Source organism: bacterium (assembly GCA_021372515.1).
Lineage (GTDB): Bacteria > Gemmatimonadota > Glassbacteria > GWA2-58-10 > GWA2-58-10 > JAJFUG01.
Genome location: JAJFUG010000059.1, coordinates 1 through 19,286, shown reverse-complemented (window position 1 = coordinate 19,286; position 19,286 = coordinate 1). Strand labels below are relative to the sequence as shown.

At 63.8% G+C, this 19,286-nt stretch carries 17 protein-coding genes and 1 riboswitch; of the genes, 12 read left to right on the top strand and 5 right to left on the bottom strand.

Annotation, left to right across the window (positions count from 1 at the left end):
* On the bottom strand, positions 1-512 hold a 512-nt coding region (locus LLH00_06310), incomplete at its 3' end, for a hypothetical protein (protein MCE5270882.1).
* 234 nt (positions 513-746) lie between these two features.
* Between LLH00_06310 and LLH00_06305 the strand changes: the two genes are divergently transcribed.
* The 9 genes from LLH00_06305 (at position 747) to LLH00_06265 (ending at position 11,169) form a co-directional block, all read left to right on the top strand.
* The gene (locus LLH00_06305) at positions 747-2,111 is read left to right on the top strand and encodes a right-handed parallel beta-helix repeat-containing protein (GenBank protein ID MCE5270881.1); all 1,365 of its coding nucleotides are present in this window, start codon (positions 747-749) and stop codon (positions 2,109-2,111) included.
* Positions 2,112-2,141: 30 nt separating this feature from the next.
* Positions 2,142-2,924: a sugar phosphate isomerase/epimerase gene (locus LLH00_06300; protein ID MCE5270880.1), complete on the top strand. Its 783-nt coding sequence runs from the start codon at positions 2,142-2,144 to the stop codon at positions 2,922-2,924.
* A 189-nt stretch (positions 2,925-3,113) separates the two neighbouring features.
* Positions 3,114-3,794, top strand: coding sequence for a DUF2271 domain-containing protein (locus LLH00_06295; protein ID MCE5270879.1), 681 nt, complete (start codon positions 3,114-3,116; stop codon positions 3,792-3,794).
* 18 nt (positions 3,795-3,812) lie between these two features.
* Positions 3,813-5,135 (top strand): Gfo/Idh/MocA family oxidoreductase, encoded by a 1,323-nt coding sequence (locus LLH00_06290; protein MCE5270878.1) that lies wholly within the window; start codon positions 3,813-3,815, stop codon positions 5,133-5,135.
* 302 nt (positions 5,136-5,437) lie between these two features.
* On the top strand, positions 5,438-5,713 hold the full coding sequence (locus LLH00_06285) for a PilZ domain-containing protein (protein ID MCE5270877.1): 276 nt from the start codon (positions 5,438-5,440) through the stop codon (positions 5,711-5,713).
* 119 nt (positions 5,714-5,832) lie between these two features.
* Positions 5,833-6,666 (top strand): sugar phosphate isomerase/epimerase, encoded by an 834-nt coding sequence (locus tag LLH00_06280; protein MCE5270876.1) that lies wholly within the window; start codon positions 5,833-5,835, stop codon positions 6,664-6,666.
* Positions 6,667-6,845: 179 nt separating this feature from the next.
* Positions 6,846-6,976: riboswitch (cobalamin riboswitch) on the top strand.
* Between the two features lie 50 nt (positions 6,977-7,026).
* Positions 7,027-9,033 (top strand): TonB-dependent receptor, encoded by a 2,007-nt coding sequence (locus LLH00_06275; protein MCE5270875.1) that lies wholly within the window; start codon positions 7,027-7,029, stop codon positions 9,031-9,033.
* A gap of 53 nt (positions 9,034-9,086) precedes the next feature.
* Positions 9,087-9,788 (top strand): TonB family protein, encoded by a 702-nt coding sequence (locus tag LLH00_06270; protein MCE5270874.1) that lies wholly within the window; start codon positions 9,087-9,089, stop codon positions 9,786-9,788.
* Positions 9,789-9,903: 115 nt separating this feature from the next.
* Complete coding sequence (locus LLH00_06265) at positions 9,904-11,169, top strand: Gfo/Idh/MocA family oxidoreductase (protein MCE5270873.1); 1,266 nt, start codon at positions 9,904-9,906, stop codon at positions 11,167-11,169.
* Between the two features lie 94 nt (positions 11,170-11,263).
* Here the strand turns inward: LLH00_06265 and thyX are convergent, their stop codons facing one another.
* Positions 11,264-12,094: an FAD-dependent thymidylate synthase gene (gene thyX / locus LLH00_06260; protein MCE5270872.1), complete on the bottom strand. Its 831-nt coding sequence runs from the start codon at positions 12,092-12,094 to the stop codon at positions 11,264-11,266.
* Between the two features lie 131 nt (positions 12,095-12,225).
* Positions 12,226-13,077 carry a carbon-nitrogen hydrolase family protein gene (locus LLH00_06255; GenBank protein ID MCE5270871.1) on the bottom strand — a complete coding sequence of 284 codons (852 nt, stop codon included), beginning with the start codon at positions 13,075-13,077 and terminating at the stop codon, positions 12,226-12,228.
* A gap of 160 nt (positions 13,078-13,237) precedes the next feature.
* Here LLH00_06255 and LLH00_06250 point away from each other — a divergent pair, with 160 nt between their 5' ends.
* Positions 13,238-13,669: a DUF2752 domain-containing protein gene (locus tag LLH00_06250; GenBank protein MCE5270870.1), complete on the top strand. Its 432-nt coding sequence runs from the start codon at positions 13,238-13,240 to the stop codon at positions 13,667-13,669.
* Positions 13,670-13,678: 9 nt separating this feature from the next.
* On the opposite strand, the gene LLH00_06245 is transcribed toward LLH00_06250, so the two are convergent.
* Both LLH00_06245 and LLH00_06240 read right to left on the bottom strand, forming a co-directional pair.
* The gene (locus tag LLH00_06245; protein ID MCE5270869.1) at positions 13,679-14,737 is read right to left on the bottom strand and encodes an amidohydrolase; all 1,059 of its coding nucleotides are present in this window, start codon (positions 14,735-14,737) and stop codon (positions 13,679-13,681) included.
* Between the two features lie 94 nt (positions 14,738-14,831).
* Positions 14,832-16,838, bottom strand: coding sequence for a hypothetical protein (locus tag LLH00_06240; GenBank protein ID MCE5270868.1), 2,007 nt, complete (start codon positions 16,836-16,838; stop codon positions 14,832-14,834).
* Positions 16,839-17,068: 230 nt separating this feature from the next.
* Between LLH00_06240 and LLH00_06235 the strand changes: the two genes are divergently transcribed.
* Both LLH00_06235 and LLH00_06230 read left to right on the top strand, forming a co-directional pair.
* The gene (locus LLH00_06235) at positions 17,069-18,178 is read left to right on the top strand and encodes an N-acetylglucosamine-6-phosphate deacetylase (GenBank protein ID MCE5270867.1); all 1,110 of its coding nucleotides are present in this window, start codon (positions 17,069-17,071) and stop codon (positions 18,176-18,178) included.
* Positions 18,179-18,499: 321 nt separating this feature from the next.
* A partial coding sequence (locus tag LLH00_06230) for a hypothetical protein (GenBank protein MCE5270866.1) occupies positions 18,500-19,286 on the top strand: 787 nt, incomplete at its 3' end.

Sequence of the window (19,286 nt, the reverse complement as noted above, 5' to 3'; positions counted from 1 at the left end):
CCCCGGCTGTCGCGTTCCAACGCATGGATACCGTTATTCGCCAGCCCATCCTGCCAGCTCACCGCCTTCCAAGTGCTCCCGTCGTAGCTGAAAGCGTAATCGTTGTACGTGCCGAACCAGATACGGCCCTGGAAATCCTGGGCAATCCCGGTGACCGGTTTCTGGAGGAGATCGAATTCATTCTTGAACGTGCGCCAGCCGTGGCCGTCGTAGCGGCTCACCCCGAAACCGGAGGTGCCGCACCAGAGGTTGCCGAGCGAGTCCACGGCTACGGCCTGGACCGAGTTGCCAGCCAGCCCCGCATCGGTGGTGAATTTCTGCGCCGCGCCGCTGGGCAGGTCCCAGCGCACCACCCCGCCGAGAGTGCCGGCCCAGAGAATGGAATCCCCTTGCAGGGCCAGACTGGTCACAGCGTTACCGTTGGTGTAGTTGACAAACATGCCGGACGGATAGGCCACGGAGGTGGCAGCGAGGAGCATGAAAAAGGACAGGCGGCCAAGCGAGGGACGCATGTTTTTCTCCGGTCGAGTGAGGACGGCCAACGGGGACAATGAAACGTTTATAACATAATATTCAATTTTAACCATTATGTTCCACTCGACGGCAGCAGTCAATCCTTTTCTTTCACCAGACCCCGGAGAAAAAAGCTTGTGGTTCCAGGCCGGTGGGTTTATTAATATTCTATAATGGTTTTTTTTATGAACCATTCATTTCCATCTGACAATGACCGGTCTCTGGAGGTGAAAATGCGCAGAACCACCATGCAAGTTCTGTTCTGTTTGATGGCGGCGTGCCTGTTTCTTGCTTTCAGGCCCGCCCCTTCCATGGCCCGGACCATGTATGTGGCCCCCAACGGCGACGATAAAGCCGACTCGACCGACGGGGCCGTGTTCCGCAGCCTGGCGGTCGCGGTCGAAAAAGTCTGGGGCGGCGACACCCTGATAATCCGCAACGGGTTCTACGAGGGCGGGGTGTTCATCCGCCGGGGCTGCAAGCCGGAGGCCCCGCTGGTGATCAAGGGCGAGAGCCGCTACGCCATAGTCCTGGGCAGCGGCGAGCGCCAGGATGGGATCACCCTGGCCGACTGCCGCAACGTGATCCTGGACGGGGTGAACGTAACCCGGGCCCGCCGCGCGGGTATAATCCTCGACCACTGCCGTTTCGTCCAAGTGCGGGGCTGCGTGAGTTACAACAACGGCCGCTGGGGCATTTTCACCGACCACAGCTCGGATTTCTGCCTGGAGAACAACGAGTGCTTCGGCTCGCAGTTGGAGCACGGTATCTACCACAGCAACAGCGGGGATGATTTCATCATCCGGGGCAACTACCTTCACCACAACTCCGGCTGCGGCATCCATGTGAACGGCGACCCGGAGTACGGCGGCGACGGGGTGATCTCGCGCGGGATCATCGAGCGCAACCTCTGCCAGGCCAACGGCAGCGCCCACGGCGGGGCCGGGATCAACATGACCCACGTGCAGGACGTGATCGTGCGCAACAACATCCTCTGGAACAACCTGGCCGGCGGGATCACGTTCTACCAGGACACCGGCACGCGGGAACAGAGCTCCAAGCGCGCCCTGATCACCGGCAACACGGTGGTCTACGCCGCGGGCCAGGGCCGCAGCGGGGTGAAAATCCTGCCCACCAGCGAGAAGGTGCTGATCTGCAACAATATCTTTGTCTCGGGCGGCAAGCGCGGCTGCGTGGAGGTCTACGCCGAGGACCTTCCCAGCGTGCTGAGCGACAACAACGTGTTCTGGGGCGTGGACGCCTCCCAGATCATGGACATGGACGAGATGCCCGACAAATACGGCGCCCGGCTCCTGAGTCTCGATTTCTGGCGCAAGACAACGGGCAACGACACACATTCCGTGGTGGCGGACCCGAAATTCGTCGCGCGGGCCTACGGCGATTTCCACCTGGGTAAAGGTTCCCCCGCGGCCGGGGCCGGGATGGGCCTGGCCGAGATAAAGAAACGCCTCACCGCCCTGGGCGGTTATGAGTGGACTCTCGAACAACTGGGCAAGCTGCCGGATGACGACTATGACGGGAAAGCCCGGCCCGGGGCCAAGGGACGCTCGGCCGGGGCCTTCGAGCCGGCGGAATGAGCCGGTGACAACCAACAGGAGACAGCGGCAATGATGAGTCTGGGCTTGTGCACGATGAGTTTCCCGAAGAACACCCCGGAGCAGGTGCTGGATATTATCGAAGGCAGCCGGATAAAAATGGTGGAGTGGTCGGGACGGGACTACCACCTGCCACCCGCCTCCACAGAGCGGCGGGTCCGTGAGCTGGCCGGACGCTGCGCGGACATGGGGATCGCCACCCCCAGCTACGGCTCGTATTTCAATGTCTACGCACAGGGGGAGGATGAGTTCTCACGGGTGCTGGATGTCACCTGCGGCCTGGGGGCCGACACGGTGCGGGTCTGGTCGGGCGACTGGGATGACCCTGGCGAGATGAGCGGCATGAGCGACGAGCAGGTTTCCCGCCTGGCCGCCAACGCGGCCAAGTTCGGCGAGATGGCCGCCCTGCGCGGGGTGAAAATGGCGTTCGAGTACCACCTCCACTACCCCACCTGCGGGGCGGCCGAGGTGCTGCGCGTAATCCGCGAGGCCGCCCACCCCAACGTGCTGACCTATTTCCAGATGCTCACCGAGTCCCGCCGCAGCGTGGCTCAGAACCTGGCCGACCTGGTGGCGGTCTGGCCGCACCTGGTCAACGTGCACGTGCACTATTTCGAGGACGAGGACCTTCTGCCCCTGACCCGCGGGGCGCATGTCTGGCACCCGCTGCTGGAACGCCTGACCAGCCTGGGTTACACCGGGCCGCTCTACCTGGAATATTACCGCGACTACACCCCGGAGCTGATGCAGGCGGACCTGGATTACCTGGAGAAGGAACTCAAGGCCCGGGCCTGAGACTGAACGTGAACGGGGCGGCCGTATCCGGCTGCCGCCCCGTTTTTCCGCTTTCAAAACAGCGCCTCCGATATTCCTATCCTTGTGTTTTGCCTACTGTTATATTATTCTCTCCCCTGTTTGACCAGGCTTCACGAAAAGGACGCTCCTTTTCAGATCGATGACTATCACCCCGGAGGCACCGCCCGAATGCGCTATCTGACATTGCTGACTTTCTGCCTGGCCCTGCTCGCGACAGTCTCCCTGCGTGCCCAGACTTCCGACAGCCTGAAACTTGAAATCTCTTTCAACCAGGACCCGGCGGTCTACGAGGAGAGCGACTACGGCGAGGCGCCCCAGGTGGCGGTCTGGCTGGTCGACTCCCTGAGCGGGCAGGTGCGGACAGTCTATGTGACCTACCGCACGGCCAGCGGCGATTTCTACGGCAAGACCGAGTGCCCGGTCTCACTTCCGGTCTGGATCGCGGCCTGGCGTCATGAAACCGGGCGGACGGATTTCCCCACTCTGCGTGACAAGGCCGCCGAGGCCGTGACCCGGGCCACCAGCCAGGACGGCAAGGTGCACGCCGAGACGAAAGTGGCCGCCGGACAGCGCTACCTGTGCTACATCGAGATGAACGTGGCCGGAGATTTCAACTCCGCCTACCCGTTCGAGCGTCAGGACGGCACCCTGGACAACCACGGCAACGGCCAGCCCTCGCTGGTCTACCGCGCCGCGCTTACCGCAGCGGACGGGGCTACGGCCGTGCCCGAGCCTGTGGGCCGGACCGAGCAGTACGGCTACACCGGCGAGATCATCCACGACCTTCAGGGCCTGGACAGCGCCCTCAAGTGCCTGACCAGCCTCGCTGTGACCTGCAGCGCCAACTGAACCGGACAAGGAGCACAGATGGATATGTCAGCCTTGAAACGACGGGAGTTTATCGGCCGGAGCGGAGCCGCCGCGCTGGGGCTGGCCCTGGGCGGCGCGCTCGGGCCCCTGGCCGCCCAGGAGGCCGGTCGGCCGGTCCGGGTCGGTTTCATCGGCCTGGGCAGCCGTGGCACGGTGCTTCTGCGCCTGGCCCTGATGCTGGAGGGCGTGGAGGTCCCGGCGATCTGCGACATCAAGGAATCCGCCGCGGGAAGAGCCGGGCGGCTGGTGGAGCGCCGGGGGTTCAAGCCGCCGGAGCTCTACACCCGTGGACCCGAGGACTACAAGCGCATGCTCGAAAAGGGCGGGCTGGATGCGGTTATCTGTGCAACACCCCGCGAATGGCATACCCCGATGATGGTCGAGACGATGAAGGCCGGGATGTACGCCGGGGTCGAGGTCCCGGCCGGAATCTCGGTGGATGAGTGCTGGCAGCTGGTCGAGACCAGTGAGAAGACCGGCGTGCCCTGCATGATGCTGGAGAACTACTGCTATTTCCAGAACGTGATGATGATCCTCAACCTGCTGGACCAGGGCTTGTTCGGCGACATGGTCCACAGCGAGGTGGGCTACCAGAAGGATGAGCGGTTCCTGCAGATCGGCCCGAACGGCGAGATCGACGACGAGTACGGCATCCTGCGCCGCGACACCAACGGCAACCTCTACCCCACCCACGCCGTGGGCCCGGCCGCCTGGTCGATGAAAGTCAACCGCGGCGACCGGTTCGATTTCATCGTCTCGGTCTCCAGCCGCAGCGCCAATATGCACGAGTACCTGGTCCAGCAGTTCGGGCCCGACCACCCGGCGGCCAAGGTGGTGTTCAAGAACGGGGATGTCAACACCTCGATCATCCGCACGGTCAAAGGCCGCACGATCACGGTCTACTTCGACACCCAGACCCCGCGCCCGTGGGACCCGATCCTGCGTTTCGAAAGCTCCAAGGGCGTTTTCATGGGCAGTGTGGACCGGATCTACGTGGAGGGGCTCAGCCCGGATAACCGTATCTGGGAGGACGCCGCGCCCTACTACGAGAAATACGCCCATCCGCTGTGGAAAAAGCTCGGCGGTCAGGACATACAGCTCGGCCGCGGGGTGTGCGAGTATTTGGTCATGCACCAGTTCCTACAGGCCGTGCGCCGCAAGGCCGAGACACCGCTGAATGTGTATGATGCCGCAGCCTGGAGCTCGATCCTCGATCTGTCGCGCGAATCGGTGTCCAAGGGCAGCCAGCCGGTGGAGTTCCCCGATTTCAGCCGCGGCAAATGGGAGACCGAGCGGGACAGGATATATTATCTCGACTGAGTGCAACTATCAATCCACTGCCGGAAGCCGGGAGAATTCTCCCGGCTTTTTGTATTTCAGGGCTGCGATATATACAATTCGATATCTATACCATCCCTTTTCAACTGAATTTGAGTCCCTCTTTCAAGCTGCGTGTAAAAAAAACGTAACAAACACTTGATTATTTTCTGTTTATATGATCTAATATCTTCCAGACCGTGAGTTTTGCGGGAATTTCCATTTTTACGGCTCCGGCGACCTGCTCTCCGCGGCGGACAAGCAGGCTGGGACCAGCCGTAAGGAAGAGAAGCGGGAGGAATGCGATGATACGGACCACAACCTTGGCCAACCGCCGCCACGAGGATCGTGAGCCTTTCACCACCGAGGCTGAAATCTACCTGGAATCCAGCGTTTTCAGGGCCCGTCTGGTGGATGTGTCCGACGGCGGGGTGCGATTTGCCGTGCCCAAGGCGATCAACGTACACGTGCGTTTCAAGATCGGCGAGAAGCGTATCAGTAGGAACGCCCAGCTCATCTGGTGCGGACGGAACGCGGAGGATGGGCTGGACTACGGTTTCACGTTCATCCAGGAGGAATAGGACCCAAGATGCCGGCCGGGCCTGTCTCTCGTCGCACGTTCATCCAGGCCGCCGTTCTGGGAGCGGCTTCGACTGTGGTGGGAGCCCCGTTGCCGCTCTCCGCCCAGATCCCCCCGGACCTGCTTTTGGGCGGACCGCTTCCCGGGAAACCCTCCAGCCCGGAAAGCTGGATCGGCGCCCTGCACGCTCTGGGCTACCGAGCGGCGTTCTGCCCCCTGTCCCCTCCGGCAGATGACAAGACTGTCCGCACCTACGAGGACGCGGCCCGGAAAGCCGGGATCGTGATCTCCGAGGTCGGCGCCTGGAGCAACCCCCTCAGCCCGGATGACACCGAGCGTGCCAAGGCCCTGGAGACCTGCCGTCTGGGCCTCGACCTGGCCGACCGGATCGGCGCCCGCTGCTGCGTGAATATCAGCGGTTCGCGCGGTGCGGTCTGGGACGGGCCCGACCCGGCTAACCTGACCCGCATTACGTTCGAGATGATAGTCGAGACCTGCCGCTCGATCATCGACGCCGTGCACCCCTCGCGCACCTTTTTCACTCTCGAAACCATGCCCTGGATGTACCCCGATTCCCCGGACTCCTACCTCGAACTGATCCAGGCGGTCGACCGCAAGGCGTTCGCCGCCCACCTCGACCCGGTCAATCTGGTCTGCAGCCCGCAGCGCTATTTCGGCAACGCCGACCTGATCCGCGACTGCTTCGACAAGCTCGGCCCCTGGATCAAGAGCTGCCACGCCAAGGACATCCAGCTCCGCACGAGCCTCACCACGCACCTGGACGAGGTCGTTCCAGGCGAGGGCGGCCTGGACTGGCCCGCCTACCTGGCCGAGCTGAAAAAGCTGCCCGATGTGCCTCTGATGATCGAGCACCTCAAGACCCCGGCCGAGTTCGCCCGCGCCGCCGCGTTTATCCGCGACCTGGCCCGCAAGGTCGGCTTCGAGGTCGGCTGAGCATTCCCCTGCCGTAACCCTGTCCGCCACGCCTCAACCCGATCTCACGGCCCGCCGCGCGTTGACAAAAACCCGCCCGAAAGTTAACTTTCTTTGGGTTAAATACATTCACCCTTTTCGAAAGGAGGCCGCAGCGAAGCACACCCGATCCGAACAGTCCGCTTGACGCCTGCGCTTGCAAGGGAAGTCGGGTAACCAGGCCCGCGCTGACGTGCAGCCGTGGGGAGCATTCAAAGGCCGGCCGGCCACTGTCCGCTGTCTCAGGATGGGAAGGCCCGTCGAACACGCCGCTCCCGCAGCCGGAAAACCTTGGGCCCAGGCGAGACCACTCAACCTTTTCACGACCAAAAGGCGAAGAGCATGCGTTTTCTGATTTTTTCCCCATTAGCTTTGCTTGCCGTTATCCTCTGCCTTGCTTCCCCAGTCAGCGCCCAGGAAAACTCAGACCTCGGCACCCTTATTGTCACCGCGGCCAAGCACCCGACCGAGTTGCGCCAGGCCAGCACCAACACCACGGTCATCACGCACCAGGAAATAGTGACCCGCGGCTGGCAGGATACCGACGAGGCCCTGCGCTCGGTCCTCAGCTTCGATATCACCCAGGCCGGCGGCCCCGGCGGGATCAGCGCCCCCCAGATGCGCGGGCTGCCCGGACGGTTCATGGTGGTGATGATCGACGGGGTGCGGGTGAACGACCCGGCGGACGCCAACGGCGGAGCGGGCAGCATTTTCAGCCACATCCCCACCGCAGACATCGAGCGGATCGAGGTGGTGCGCGGCCCCCAGAGCCCGCTCTACGGCTCCAACGCCGCCAGCGGCGTGATCAACATCATCACGCGCCGCGGCCAGGGCAAGCCGTCGGTCGGCCTGTCCTACCAGGGCGGCTCGCTGAACAGCCACCGTATCGATGCCAACTACTCCGGTGAAAACCGTGGCTTCGACTGGCGCCTGGACCAGGGCGTGACCGCCACGGACGGGGTGATCGACAAGGAGTTCTACCGCAACTATTCCACCGGGATCAAGCTGGGCTATGGCGACGCTGCCCGGCTGCGCTGGGAAAGCGCGGCCTCTTTCACCCGCGCGCGCCAGAATTTCGCAAATTTCAAAGAGAACTACGACAGCGACTACGGCGGAACTTTCTGGTCGGCGCAGACCCCCGACCCGCACCAGAAAATCAATGTCGACTATTTCAGCCTGGGCGAAAAAGTGAGCCACGCCCTGCGCGATAACTGGAAACACGAGCTCAGTTTCGGCCTCTCCGGCCGCAGCCGTCACACCCAGGACCCCAACGACGGCCTGCTGGGCTATATGAGCGCCCCGCGCGACGGGTTCACGCTGGACTGGGCCAACTACTTCGACCAGGGCGCCCAGGTGCCGGTCTATGATGACTCCTCTGACTACCGCTACCGCGGGACCAATTACGACCTGGACTACCGTCACACCCTGACTCTGAGCGGTGAAAAGGCCTCCGACATCCTGACCGCCGGCACCGAGTACCTCTACCAGAGCTACCGTCAGGGCGGCAGCTACGGTTACCTCTCGGACCACCTCAGCCTGACCAGCCTCTACCTGAACAACCAGACCCTGCTGGCCGGCGAGGCACTGAGCGTGAACGCCGGCCTGCGCTACGACAGCCAGGACCGCAGCGGCTCCAGCAGCACCGGCATGATTGGCGCGGCCTGGGACATCCGCCGGCTCGGGGTCATCCTGCGTGGCAACTACGGTTCGGCGTTCCGCGCCCCCTCGGTCTACGAGCTGTTCAGCCCCGGCAACGGCAACGCCGACCTGGAGGCCGAAACCAGCCGCACCGGCGAGCTGGGCGTGGAAAAGTACATGGCCGAGGGCCGCTGCCGGGTCGGCCTGAGCTGGTGGCACACGGAAATCAAAGACGCCATTGTCTGGGTGCTGCAGGACCCGGCCACCTACTCGGGCAAGTACCTCAATTTCGACAAGATGAACAGCCGCGGGGTGGAGTTCGAGTTCAAGGTGCATCCTCTGCCCCAGTGGCAGGGCTCGTTCAACTACACCTACACCGAGAGCTGGAAGTACGACAAGAGCGCCGATCTCTGGAGCCGCAACGTGCAGTTGCCGCGCAACAAGTTCAACCTGAACCTCACCTGGCTGCACCAGTCCGGCGGCTCGGTCAGCCTGGACGGTTACTGGGTGGACGGCTCGCGCCTGCGCTGGAACGGGCTCGAAAAGGCGGACAGCTATTTCAAGCTCGACCTGACCGGCCGCTGCCCGCTCGGGCGCGGGTTCACCGGCAGCCTGGCCCTGCGCAACGTGCTGGATGAGGACTATTTCGAGAGCCTGGGCTACCGTGAGGCCGGGTTCCAGGCTTACGCCGGGCTGGAATTCAGGCGCTGAAAACCCTTTCCGGGTGCTCCTCCCGACAGGTGGAGCACCCGGAGGATTAACGAATGTACCGTCTGCGCCGACAATATGAACGCTACGCCCTCTACGCGCTGCTGCTCTCCAGCGCTCTGCACCTTCTGCTGGCTTTTACTCCGGCATCGTTCGGTGCGTGGGTCTTCGGAGTCAAGGAAAGCGCCAGCCGTGCGCTGCCCAGCCTGGAGCTGATCGAGCTGGCCCCGGAGCCCGCGCCCGAACTCGTGGAGCAGCCGCCCGCACCGCCAACCATTGGCGGGAACCGGGTGATCGCGCCGCCGCCTCCCGTGCCCAGGCTCTCCGCGCAGGATGCAGACAGCAGCCCGCTGGCCTCTCTGGCCCTGCCAACCGAATCCGGACCACCGCCCGCGCTCGATCTACCCCTGTCCCCGAACCTGCCCGGCGAGGCTGAACCACAGTTCAACGCCGATTCGGCGCGTGCTCTGGACGATTACCTGTCGGCCCTCTACGCCCGGATCGAGCGGGAGCGCCGCTACCCGGAGACCTGCCGTCGCCTGGGCCAGCAGGGCGAGGTGGGCCTGAGTTTCGCCATCGCGCCGGATGGCAGCCTGGCAGGCGAAGTCAGCCTTTCCGCGCCCTGCCGCTATACCGCCCTGAACCGCGCCGCAGCCGAGTGTGTCCACCGCTCGGCCCCGTTCCCGCCACTGCCCGCTTTCGTGCACGAGGAAAGCCTGGGCCTCAGCCTGCGTGTTAGGTTCGACCTGCGCGACTGAGCCGCCGATTCCGGTTGACAGCTCCCGCCGCAGGGCCTACCTTATCTGTCACCCTGACATTGGCATCGATTCTCACTCAACTCATAATTGCATTAACTTCTCAGTGGAGGGGTCCATGGGCAGCAGGCTCGGCGTGGGGTTCATCGGGACCGGTTTCATCACCAATTTCCACATCCGCTCCTGGCAGGGCGTGCGGGATGCCGATATAGTGGCCCTGGTGGGCCGCACCCCTGAGCGCGCCCAGGCCACGGCGGAGAACTGCCGCCGCTGCCGCGTGGGCGACCCCACGGTCTACGCCACTATCAGCGAGATGGTGGCCGATCCGCGGGTGGACGCGATCTGGGTCTGCGGGCCGAACTACCTGCGCGTACCGATGATCGAGGAGATCGCCGCCACGATAAAAAGCGGCAAGGGCAAGCTGCGCGGGATCGCGATTGAAAAGCCCCTGGCGCGCAACGTGCGCGAGGCCGAGCGCGTGGTGGAGCTTATCAAGGAAACCGGCATCCTGCACGGCTACCTGGAGGACCAGTGTTTCAGCCCCACGGTGGTGCGCGGCCGCGATATCCTGTGGCGCCGCGGCGCGGCCCTGGCCGGACCGCCCTACCTGGCCCGCTGCGCCGAGGAGCATTCGGGTCCGCACGAGCCCTGGTTCTGGATGGGTAAGACCGGCGGCGGCGGAGTGCTCAACGACATGCTCTGCCACTCGGTCGAGGTGGCGCGCCTTCTGCTGCGCGACCCCTCCAAGCCCAAGGACTCGCTCAAACCGGTGGCGGTGAGCGCCGAGATCGGCTGCCTCAAGTGGAGCCGCCCGGAGTACGCCGCGATCCTGAGCCAGCGCAGCGGCGGCCAGGTGGACTACATCCACCACCCGGCAGAGGACTACGCCCGCGCCACTGTGACTTTCCAGGGGGATGACGGACGGATCGCGGCGGGCGAGGTGACCACGAGCTGGTGTTTCGTGGGGGCGGGCCTGCGCCTGACCTACGAGGTAATGGGTCCGGAGTACTCGCTGAACTCATCGAGCCTCAACAGCGAGCTGTCCGTGTTTTTCAGCCGCAACGTGAAAGGCCAGGCCGGCGAGGACCTGGTGGAGAAGCAGAACGCCGAGCAGGGCCTGATGCCGGTTGTGCCGGCCGAGGAGGTGGTCTACGGCTACACGGACCAGAACCGTCACATGGTCCAGGCTTTCCTGGACGGCCGTCAGCCGTCCGAGGACCTGGAGGACGGCCTGCTGGTGACCAAGCTGCTTATGACCGCCTACATGTCGGCCGAGCAGGGCCGCAAGCTGGCGTTCGCCCCGGCGGGGCTGACCGACTTTGTCCCGGCCGTGGCCCGCGGCGACTGGAGCCCGTCCCAGCTCGCCCAGGGGCACAAGGTCTGAGTCGCGGCATTTAATTAGAATTATTAAAACGATCGGGGCACGGCATGCCGTGCCCCTAAATTTTTCTATCATCCACCAAACTGAAAGCTGTCCCTCACTCCAGGCCGAGCTTGACCTTGAACTCGTCCCGGCGCCGGCCGGCCAGCGGGCACTCCCCCCCGGCCAGCATCGCCCGCACCGCCTCCACCTCACTCCGGGAGAGATTGGCCCCGCCCAGCACGTGCTCCTCGAACGATTCCCAGGCCAGCGGGACCACGGCCCGGGTGATCGTGGCCAGGGCCTCGGCGTACTGACGGATCTCCCACTGGGCGTGCTTGTCCAGGCGCAGGGCCAGGAAATGGAACAGGTTGTTCAGGTCGATCTGCCAGTACCACTCCGTGTAGAGCGACAGCGGCAGGTTGATCCGGGCCAGCTCCCGGCTGACCCCGTCGTCCAGCATCCTCCGGTACCCGGAGAAAACCGCCTCCTGCTCGCGCAGGATCGATTCCACCGCGCGGCGGCGCACCTCGGGCGGAAGGGAGCCGCCCTCCTGGCTGGCCTGCTTGTCGACAGTGTCCTGGGGCAGCACGCGCTCGGGCTCGGGCACGTAGAACTCGTCTTTCATCTCGCTGTAGCGGCCCGAAATCTCGTTCAGGCGGGCGGTGCGGTGACGGACCCACTGGCGGGCCACGAAAATGGGCATCTTGGCATGCACCGTGATTATCACCTGCTCGAACGGCGAGGTGTGACGGTTCCGCAGCAGGTAATCGATGAGGCCCTTGTCCTCGCGCACGGTGCGGGTGCCCGCGCCGTACGAGACCCGCGCCGACTGCACGATCCGGGCATCCGAGCCCAGGTAGTCCACCAGGCGGACAAAACCCTTGTCCAGCACCTGGATGGGCTTATCCAGCAACGCCTCCGCCGCCTCAGTCTGCATGTGCGCCATCCGGTGCCGCCTCCCCTTTTATGCGATTAAACGGCCCTTCCCGAGAGCTCTGTCTCCGGGCCGTGGACTCCTCCGCCTGACCGGATAAACATACAGTTCAACGCCTCTGGCGCAACAAAAATCACGCCCTTTCACCCCACCTCGACCAGGCCCAACGAGGCCCCGCCTCCGGCCTGGGCCAGGCCCTGCGCCGAGCGACGGATGTAGCTGGTGAAAGGCTCGCAGTCGCGGCTGTCCAGGTCGGCCACGGCCAGGGAGGCGCGGTGACGGTGCGCGCGGGCTTTCACCACCCCGTTGTACGCGATCACCATCGCCTCGTGCCAGCTCGGGCGCTCGCTGGTGTTGGAGCAGGCGAGCCACATGCCGTTCTCCGAGGCGCGGGTCACCAGCGTGGAGGGGGCAACCGTGCGCATGTGCGCGGCCCGGTCCCCTCCGCTCTGAAAACTGGAAACCAGCACCAAGTCGGCCCCGGCCAACATGTAGCGCCGGAACAGCTCGGGAAAGCGCATGTCGAAACAGATCGACAGCCCCACTCGGAAAGCCCCGATCCGCGCCAGGACCAGATCGCGGCCAGGCGTGTAGGCCAAGCTGTCAGTGTCGGTTAGAAACACCTTGTCGTAGCGCGCGACCGTCGCCCCGTGCGGGTTAACCAGGTAGAGGCAGTTGAAGGGCTTGTCCGGCCACGACTCGAAATGTGTGCTGCCGTAGGCCAGCCAGAGCCTCAGGCGGGAGGCCGCCGCGCGCAGGCTGAGGTTGCAGTTCTCCAGGCTCTCACGGTCGATCTGGCCCATGCTCCCCAGGTGCACTCCATGATATCCAGTGAGCGCTGTCTCCGGGAACTGCACCAGGTCGGCCCCGGCGGCACGGGCGCGCTCCATCCAGTGCAGCATGACCGAACAGTTGCGCTCCACACTCGCGCTGAGCGGTATCTGGGCTACCGCCAGGCGCAGGCAGTGCTCACGGTCCGGTTTGGTTTGCAGCATCGCTGACTGTCTCCTTTCAGTCCGGGTCAATAGCCCCGAAACCGCCGACAGCGGATTTGTGTTGGGGCTGGGCGATCCCGGCTGTTATTTTAAGCCCCCGCGCCATTTCGTTCGACTGCTATAATATAAAACACGGGTCAATGCAGACAGGAGTACTCGCATGCGGTCCATTCCAAGCGCCGCCCTGCCGACAGAAAGCCCCGGTGCGCTGCGCGCCCGGGCGCGGCGGACCGCTCTGGGCCTTCTCGCGCTCTACGGCCTCAGTTTCGCTCTCTCTCCGGTCAACCTCGACCGCCTGCCCAACCTCTGCCTCTGGAAAGCCGTGATCGGCATCCCCTGCCCGTTCTGCGGCCTGTCACACTCCGTGGCCGCGCTCTCGCACGGGCTGCCCCGCCTGGCCCTGCATCTCAACCCGTTCGGGCCGCCGCTCTACGCAGCCGGGCTGGCTCTCCTGGCCCTTTCTCTCTATACCTGGCGCAGCGGCCATGACCCGCTGGCCGCCCACCCCCGTCTGCGCCGCGCCGCCATACTCGCATTCGGCGGGGCCTGGGGCCTCTGGTGGCTGGTCACGAGCCTCCGCCTCCTGTTTTAAGCCTTTCCCTCACTGCCCCGGCATCGGTTTCAGATATTTGCCCAGCACTTTCTCGCAGGTGCCGTGGCTGATCTTGTCCAGGGTCTCCTGAGGCAGTCCGAGCTGGACCAGGAAAATGTAGTGTGGCAGCCACCAGTTGCGCACGTGGCCCGGGTATTCACTCTCCAGTGGCTGGTAGGCGAAACCGTCCGTGCCGAACATCAGGCGGTCGGCCCAGCGGATACAGAACTCGCGGTAGGGTGCGATCTCCTCCGCGGTCAGCCGGTCGTACTCGCGCAGGTACATCCCGATCGAGGTGTCGACATAGAGGTTGGGGTATTTCTCGAACAGGGCGGACAGTGTTTTCAGGCCCTGAAAATTCATGTGCGCCACGATCCACTTGACATCCGGATGTTTGGCCACCATCTCGGTCAGGAAATAGTCCAGCAGTTCCTGGTTCGTGTAGCCGGCCCGGGCCCAGAATTTCTTGGACCCGACTCCCGTGGTGTAGTCCTGGTCGCCCCAGTGCTCGCTCACGTGGATCAGCACCGGCAGCCCGGCCTTTCCGCAATAGTCGTAGATCGCGTGCCACTTGGCCGTGCCCATCACATGGTAGTCCGGGTCGGCTTTGCGGCGGAAATCGCCGGTGTGGAGCTTGAGGCCCTGGATCAGCCCGGCCTCAGTGCGACTCTTTATCGCGGGCAGGCTGTCCTGCTGCTCCCAGGTCATCCACCAGAACACGTACACCCGGGGATCGTCCTTGGCCCATTCCATGGTCTCCAGGTACGGGTCGAGCAGGATCGCGCGGGTGCAGTCATACACTCCCACCCGGCGGAACCAGCCATCCATCACCTCCTGGATTTCCCCGCGATTGAGAACATTTGGAAAATGGCTGTAGGCCAGGTGCATGTGGCTGTCGAACCAGTCGAAACTCCAGGCGTGGTTGGTGTCGCCGAACCCGCGCGAGAACCCATTGTCGCCTTGCTCGCGTTCCACGTTGTCCGTGGCCGGGGCCACGGGAAGCTGGGCTGCGGACAAGTTGAGCCAGGTCAGGATCAGGATGCCTAACACAGTTCTCAGAGCTTTCATACAGGTTCTCCCGGATGAGGTTGACAAAAAAAGGGCCGGGATTGTCCGCGCGGACAATTCCCGGCCCTTAGGATACCCGACTGCGTATGTTCTGTCAAGCCGCGGCTTTCCCCGGGCGGCGGCGCAGGCCAAGCCAGGTCAGCGCCAGGCCGATGGCCAGGTTGCCGACTATCCCGGCTGCGGTCACGAGCTTTTCGTGAGCGCTCAGGTCGAGCAGGAAGAAAAGGCACATCAGCACGGCGATCAGCACCATCACCAGGCCCACGATCTTGAACGAGGACAGGTCGGCCGCCCGCTCATCGAAATCCTCCCCCAGCTCTTTTTTCACGTCCACCGGACGGTCCAGCTTGGCGAAGAAAGCCTCCACATGGGTCGTGTAGCGCGTATCCGGCACGATCCGCAGACGGCCGACAATCTCGACCATCACGGCCCAGCCGATAGCGTAGACCCAGAGCCAGAACTTGCTCTCGAAGAAGCCTTTCACCACACGCTGGATCCAGACCAGGTTGGCGATATCGATCACCGGCTGTCCATCCGGGCCGCTCACGTGCGGCAGGTTGTGGTACAGGAACATGCCATAGGCGACAAAGTAGAGGCCCAGCAGGTAGAACAGCCGCTTGGCCCAGCTGCGGCGCTTCGCGCTGCCGCCGTGCTCATCCGGGTAGTACATCCCCGGCACGATGAACAGGAAGCACAACAGCGGGTAGAGCACCGCGTAAAACAGCTCGTAACCCAGGTAATGCTCCCAGTTCCAGATCGCGAACACGCCGCCGATAGCCATCCCGACCAGGATCACCATGTAGGGCGCCCAGCCGGGGGTGCGCTTGTAGACCAATCCGAGGATGATCGGGATCGCCACCGGGATACCCAGCACCGAGGCCACCTTTATAAGCAGGTCGAACACCCCCAAGCCGGGGATCGTGTTGTAGAAATAGGCGATCACGATCACCGCCAGCCCCATTACCATAGTGACCCAGATGCCGATGCGGTGCAGAAGCTTGCTGCTGGCGTTCTTCAGGAACACGGTTCCGATGATGTCCTTGGTGATCACCGCGGAGTACATGTTGAAAAATCCCGAGATGGAGCTCATCGTGGCGGCCAGGATGCCCGAGATCAGCACCCCCTGCATGCCGTGGGGCAGGACATGAAGGCTTATCAGTACGTAGGAGGCCTCACTCGGCTTGGCCAGGCCGAAAGCGCTGGCCGCATCCTGTCCGATGTTGGGGAACAGCACCCGGCAGCACAGGGCCGGGGTGAGCCAGATAAAGGGGCCGACAAAGCAGAGGATGGCCGACCAGCCGGCGATCCGGGCAGCCTCTTTCTCGGTGGGGGCCGAGAAATAGCGCTGCGCACCGCCGCCGGAGTTGAACATGAAAAAGCCGTTGATGAACTGGAACACGACGAACAGCTTGGTGATCCCGGACGTCTCGTTGAACGGCATCCAGTAGTTGGGCGGAGCCTGGCTGACCAGGGCGCCCAGTCCCCCCACGGCCTGGAGGCTGAGCACTGTCACAAGTATGGCTATCGGGAAGAGGATGAAAAACTGGAGCGAATCGGTGATACACACCCCCCACAGCCCGCCCAGCATGGTGTAGAGCAGGATCACCAGCCCGCTGCCGATAATCACCTGGGTCACCGGGATATGGGTGGCCGCACTCAGGAATATGCTAAGGGCATAAAGCCAGATCGCGCACTGGAAGATTGTCACCGGGGTGTTGGCCCAACTGATGAACTGGTGCACCCGGCTGTCGTAGCGCTCGGAGAGGTATTCCAGGATGGTCAGCGAGCGGGTGCGGCGCCAGCGCTTGGCGTAGACCAGGTAGCCGAACCCCAGGCCGAGCACCGCCCCCCAGTACATCGAGAAAATCGAGATGCCGCTTTCGTAGGTCTTGCCCGCCCCGCCGGTGAATGTCCAGCTGCTGAACGAGGTCATGAACAGGCTGAGCGTGGCCAGCCAGGAGGGCAGACGGTTGCCGCCCTTGAAATAGTCGTCCGCGTTCTTGTTGAAACGCGCCATCAGCGCCCCGACTGTCAGCATGATGACCATGTAGACGCCGATTACGTAGTAATCAATCACGGATAGCTGCTCGAACCCGTTCATTCTGTCTCCTTTGGCCGGCTCTGCGGGGAGTGCTCCAGGTGTATCGGCGGGAAGTAGTACGGCACCGGACGAATGGCGGGAAGATAATTCACCCGGCCGGAGAAATCAATTCATTGTGCCTGTTTTTTCTGGCTGCCGCCGGAAGGTGCGTTTAGTTTATTCCAGATATGAATGCGAAAGATTGCAGAGTTTTAAATGACAATAATATCATTTCGATACCGAGGCGAAAGATGGAAGAGCTTACAGTCCGGCTGCCGGGCCGGGTCTACCCGCAGACCGTGCGCCTGGAAAGCGGCGCCGTGGCCGGGGTCGAGCGCACGGACAGCTCCGCCGAGGGCCTCTGGCTCACCCACGGCCTGGTGGATATCCAGGTCAACGGTTATCAAGGCGTGCTGATCACGAGCCCCGAGCTGAGCCTGGAGGGCCTTGAGAACCTGGAGAACGAGCTGTACCGGCAGGGCGTGACCCGCTGGTGCCCCACGGTAACCACCAACGAGCCGATCCTGATCCGCGAGGTGCTGGGCAAGCTGAACGCGGCTATACAGAAAAAGGCCCTGCGCCGGGTTCACTGCATCCACACCGAGGCCAACTGGCTCTCGGCGGAGGAGGGTTTCCGCGGCGCGCACCTTCCCCGTTTCATGTCCGATCCCAGCGTGGAGGAGTTCGACGCCTGGCAAGCCGCGGCCGGCGGGCATATCGGCTATGTCTCGTTGGCCCCGGAGCGGAAAGGGGCGATCGAGTTCACCCGCTGGCTTAGCGGCAAGGGTGTGCTGGTGGCCCTGGCCCACCACAACGCCGACTACGACACGGTGGTCGCGGCGGCCCTGGCCGGGGCGCGCCTTTCGACGCACCTGTTCAACGGCTGCGCGGCCGTGGTCCCGCGCCACAATAACCCCATTTTCGCCCAGCTCGCCGAGGACCGTCTCTGGGCCAGCTTTATCCCGGACGGCCACCATATCCCCTACCACGTGCTTAAGACAGGTCTGAAAGCCAAGGGGCTTTCGCGCAGCCTGTTCACCAGCGATCTGGTATACCTGGGTGGCAAGCCGGATGGCGAGTACACCAAGGGCGAGCGCACGGTGGTGGTGCGCGACGGCGGAGTGTTCATGCCCGGCACCGGGCTTCTGAGCGGCGCCTGGCGCAGCCTGGCCCAGGGTGTCGACCGGGCGGTGGCGTTCGGCGCGGTGAGTGCGGACGAAGCCTTGCGTCTGGCCTCGCTCAACCCGGCCGAGCTGCTGGGGGCGCCCGGCGGGAACCAGGTGTTCCCCGGCGCGGGCGGCCCGTTCGTGCTGTTCCGCGAGACACAGGGCGGCCTTCGCCTGGAGCGGATAATCGACTGACAAGACAGCGAAAGGTTTGTTCACACAACCGGACATACTCTCTACAATCAGGCCGGGTCTTCTCGCAGTCGCCTTTGGGGGCCGCGCATGTCTGAGCCGGCAACATGGGTAGCGAGTCGGCTTGAGCCCGGTATCGTCGGTCAACGTAGGGGCAGGCCCCTGTGCCTGCCCCTGCCGGTCTGGGCGGCCACAGGGGGCCGCCCCTACGCAAAACGCGAGGACTGTACCAAATCCTTTTGGCTTGGACTGATTTTCCTCGGGACGGTATCCGGCGCCCACGGGCGTCGATTGGCTGATTTATTCAAGACCGGGAGGCAGAGCATGAGCACGAGGATGGACAGACGGAGTTTTCTCAAGGCCGGGACAGCCGCGGCTGCGGCCCTGGGAGTGGGCCGGGCGACAGCGGCCGCTGCCGGGAACGGGGCGGAGATGGACAAGGCGGACGGGATAAAGTTCAAAGTGAAGCTGCCGGGACGGCCCTACGCCTGGGAGGTGGAGATCCAGAAAGGCCGTATCGTGAGCCTCGACCGCGCCGCGGACAACGCCTCCGACCTCTGGCTCACCCGCGGCCTGGTCGATATCCAGGTCAACGGCTACCAGGGCGTGGAGCTGACCGACCCGGGGCTGAGCCTGGAGGGCCTGGAGGCCTGCGAGAAAGCCCTGATCGCCCAGGGCCTGGTGCGCTGGTGCCCCACCGTGACCAGCCAGGAGCCGAAACTGATCAAAGAGGTGCTGAACAAGATCGCCCTGGCTATCGACAAGGGCGCCCTGCGTCGTGTGCACTACATCCACACCGAGGCCAACTGGCTCTCGGCCGAGGAGGGCTACCGCGGCGCGCACCTGCCCCAGTTCATGGAAGACCCGAGTGTGGAGGAGTTCGAAGCCTGGCAGGCTGCGGCCAAGGGCCATATCGGCTATGTCTCCCTGGCCCCGGAGCGCAAGGGTGCGCTCGATTTCATCCGCTACCTTAGCGGCAAAGGGGTGATGGGGGCCCTGGTGCACCACAACGCCGACTACGACACGGTCCAGGCTGCGGTGGGGGCCGGGGCGCGGCTTTCGACCCACCTGTTCAACGGCAGCGCCAGCGTGATGCCCCGTCACAACAACG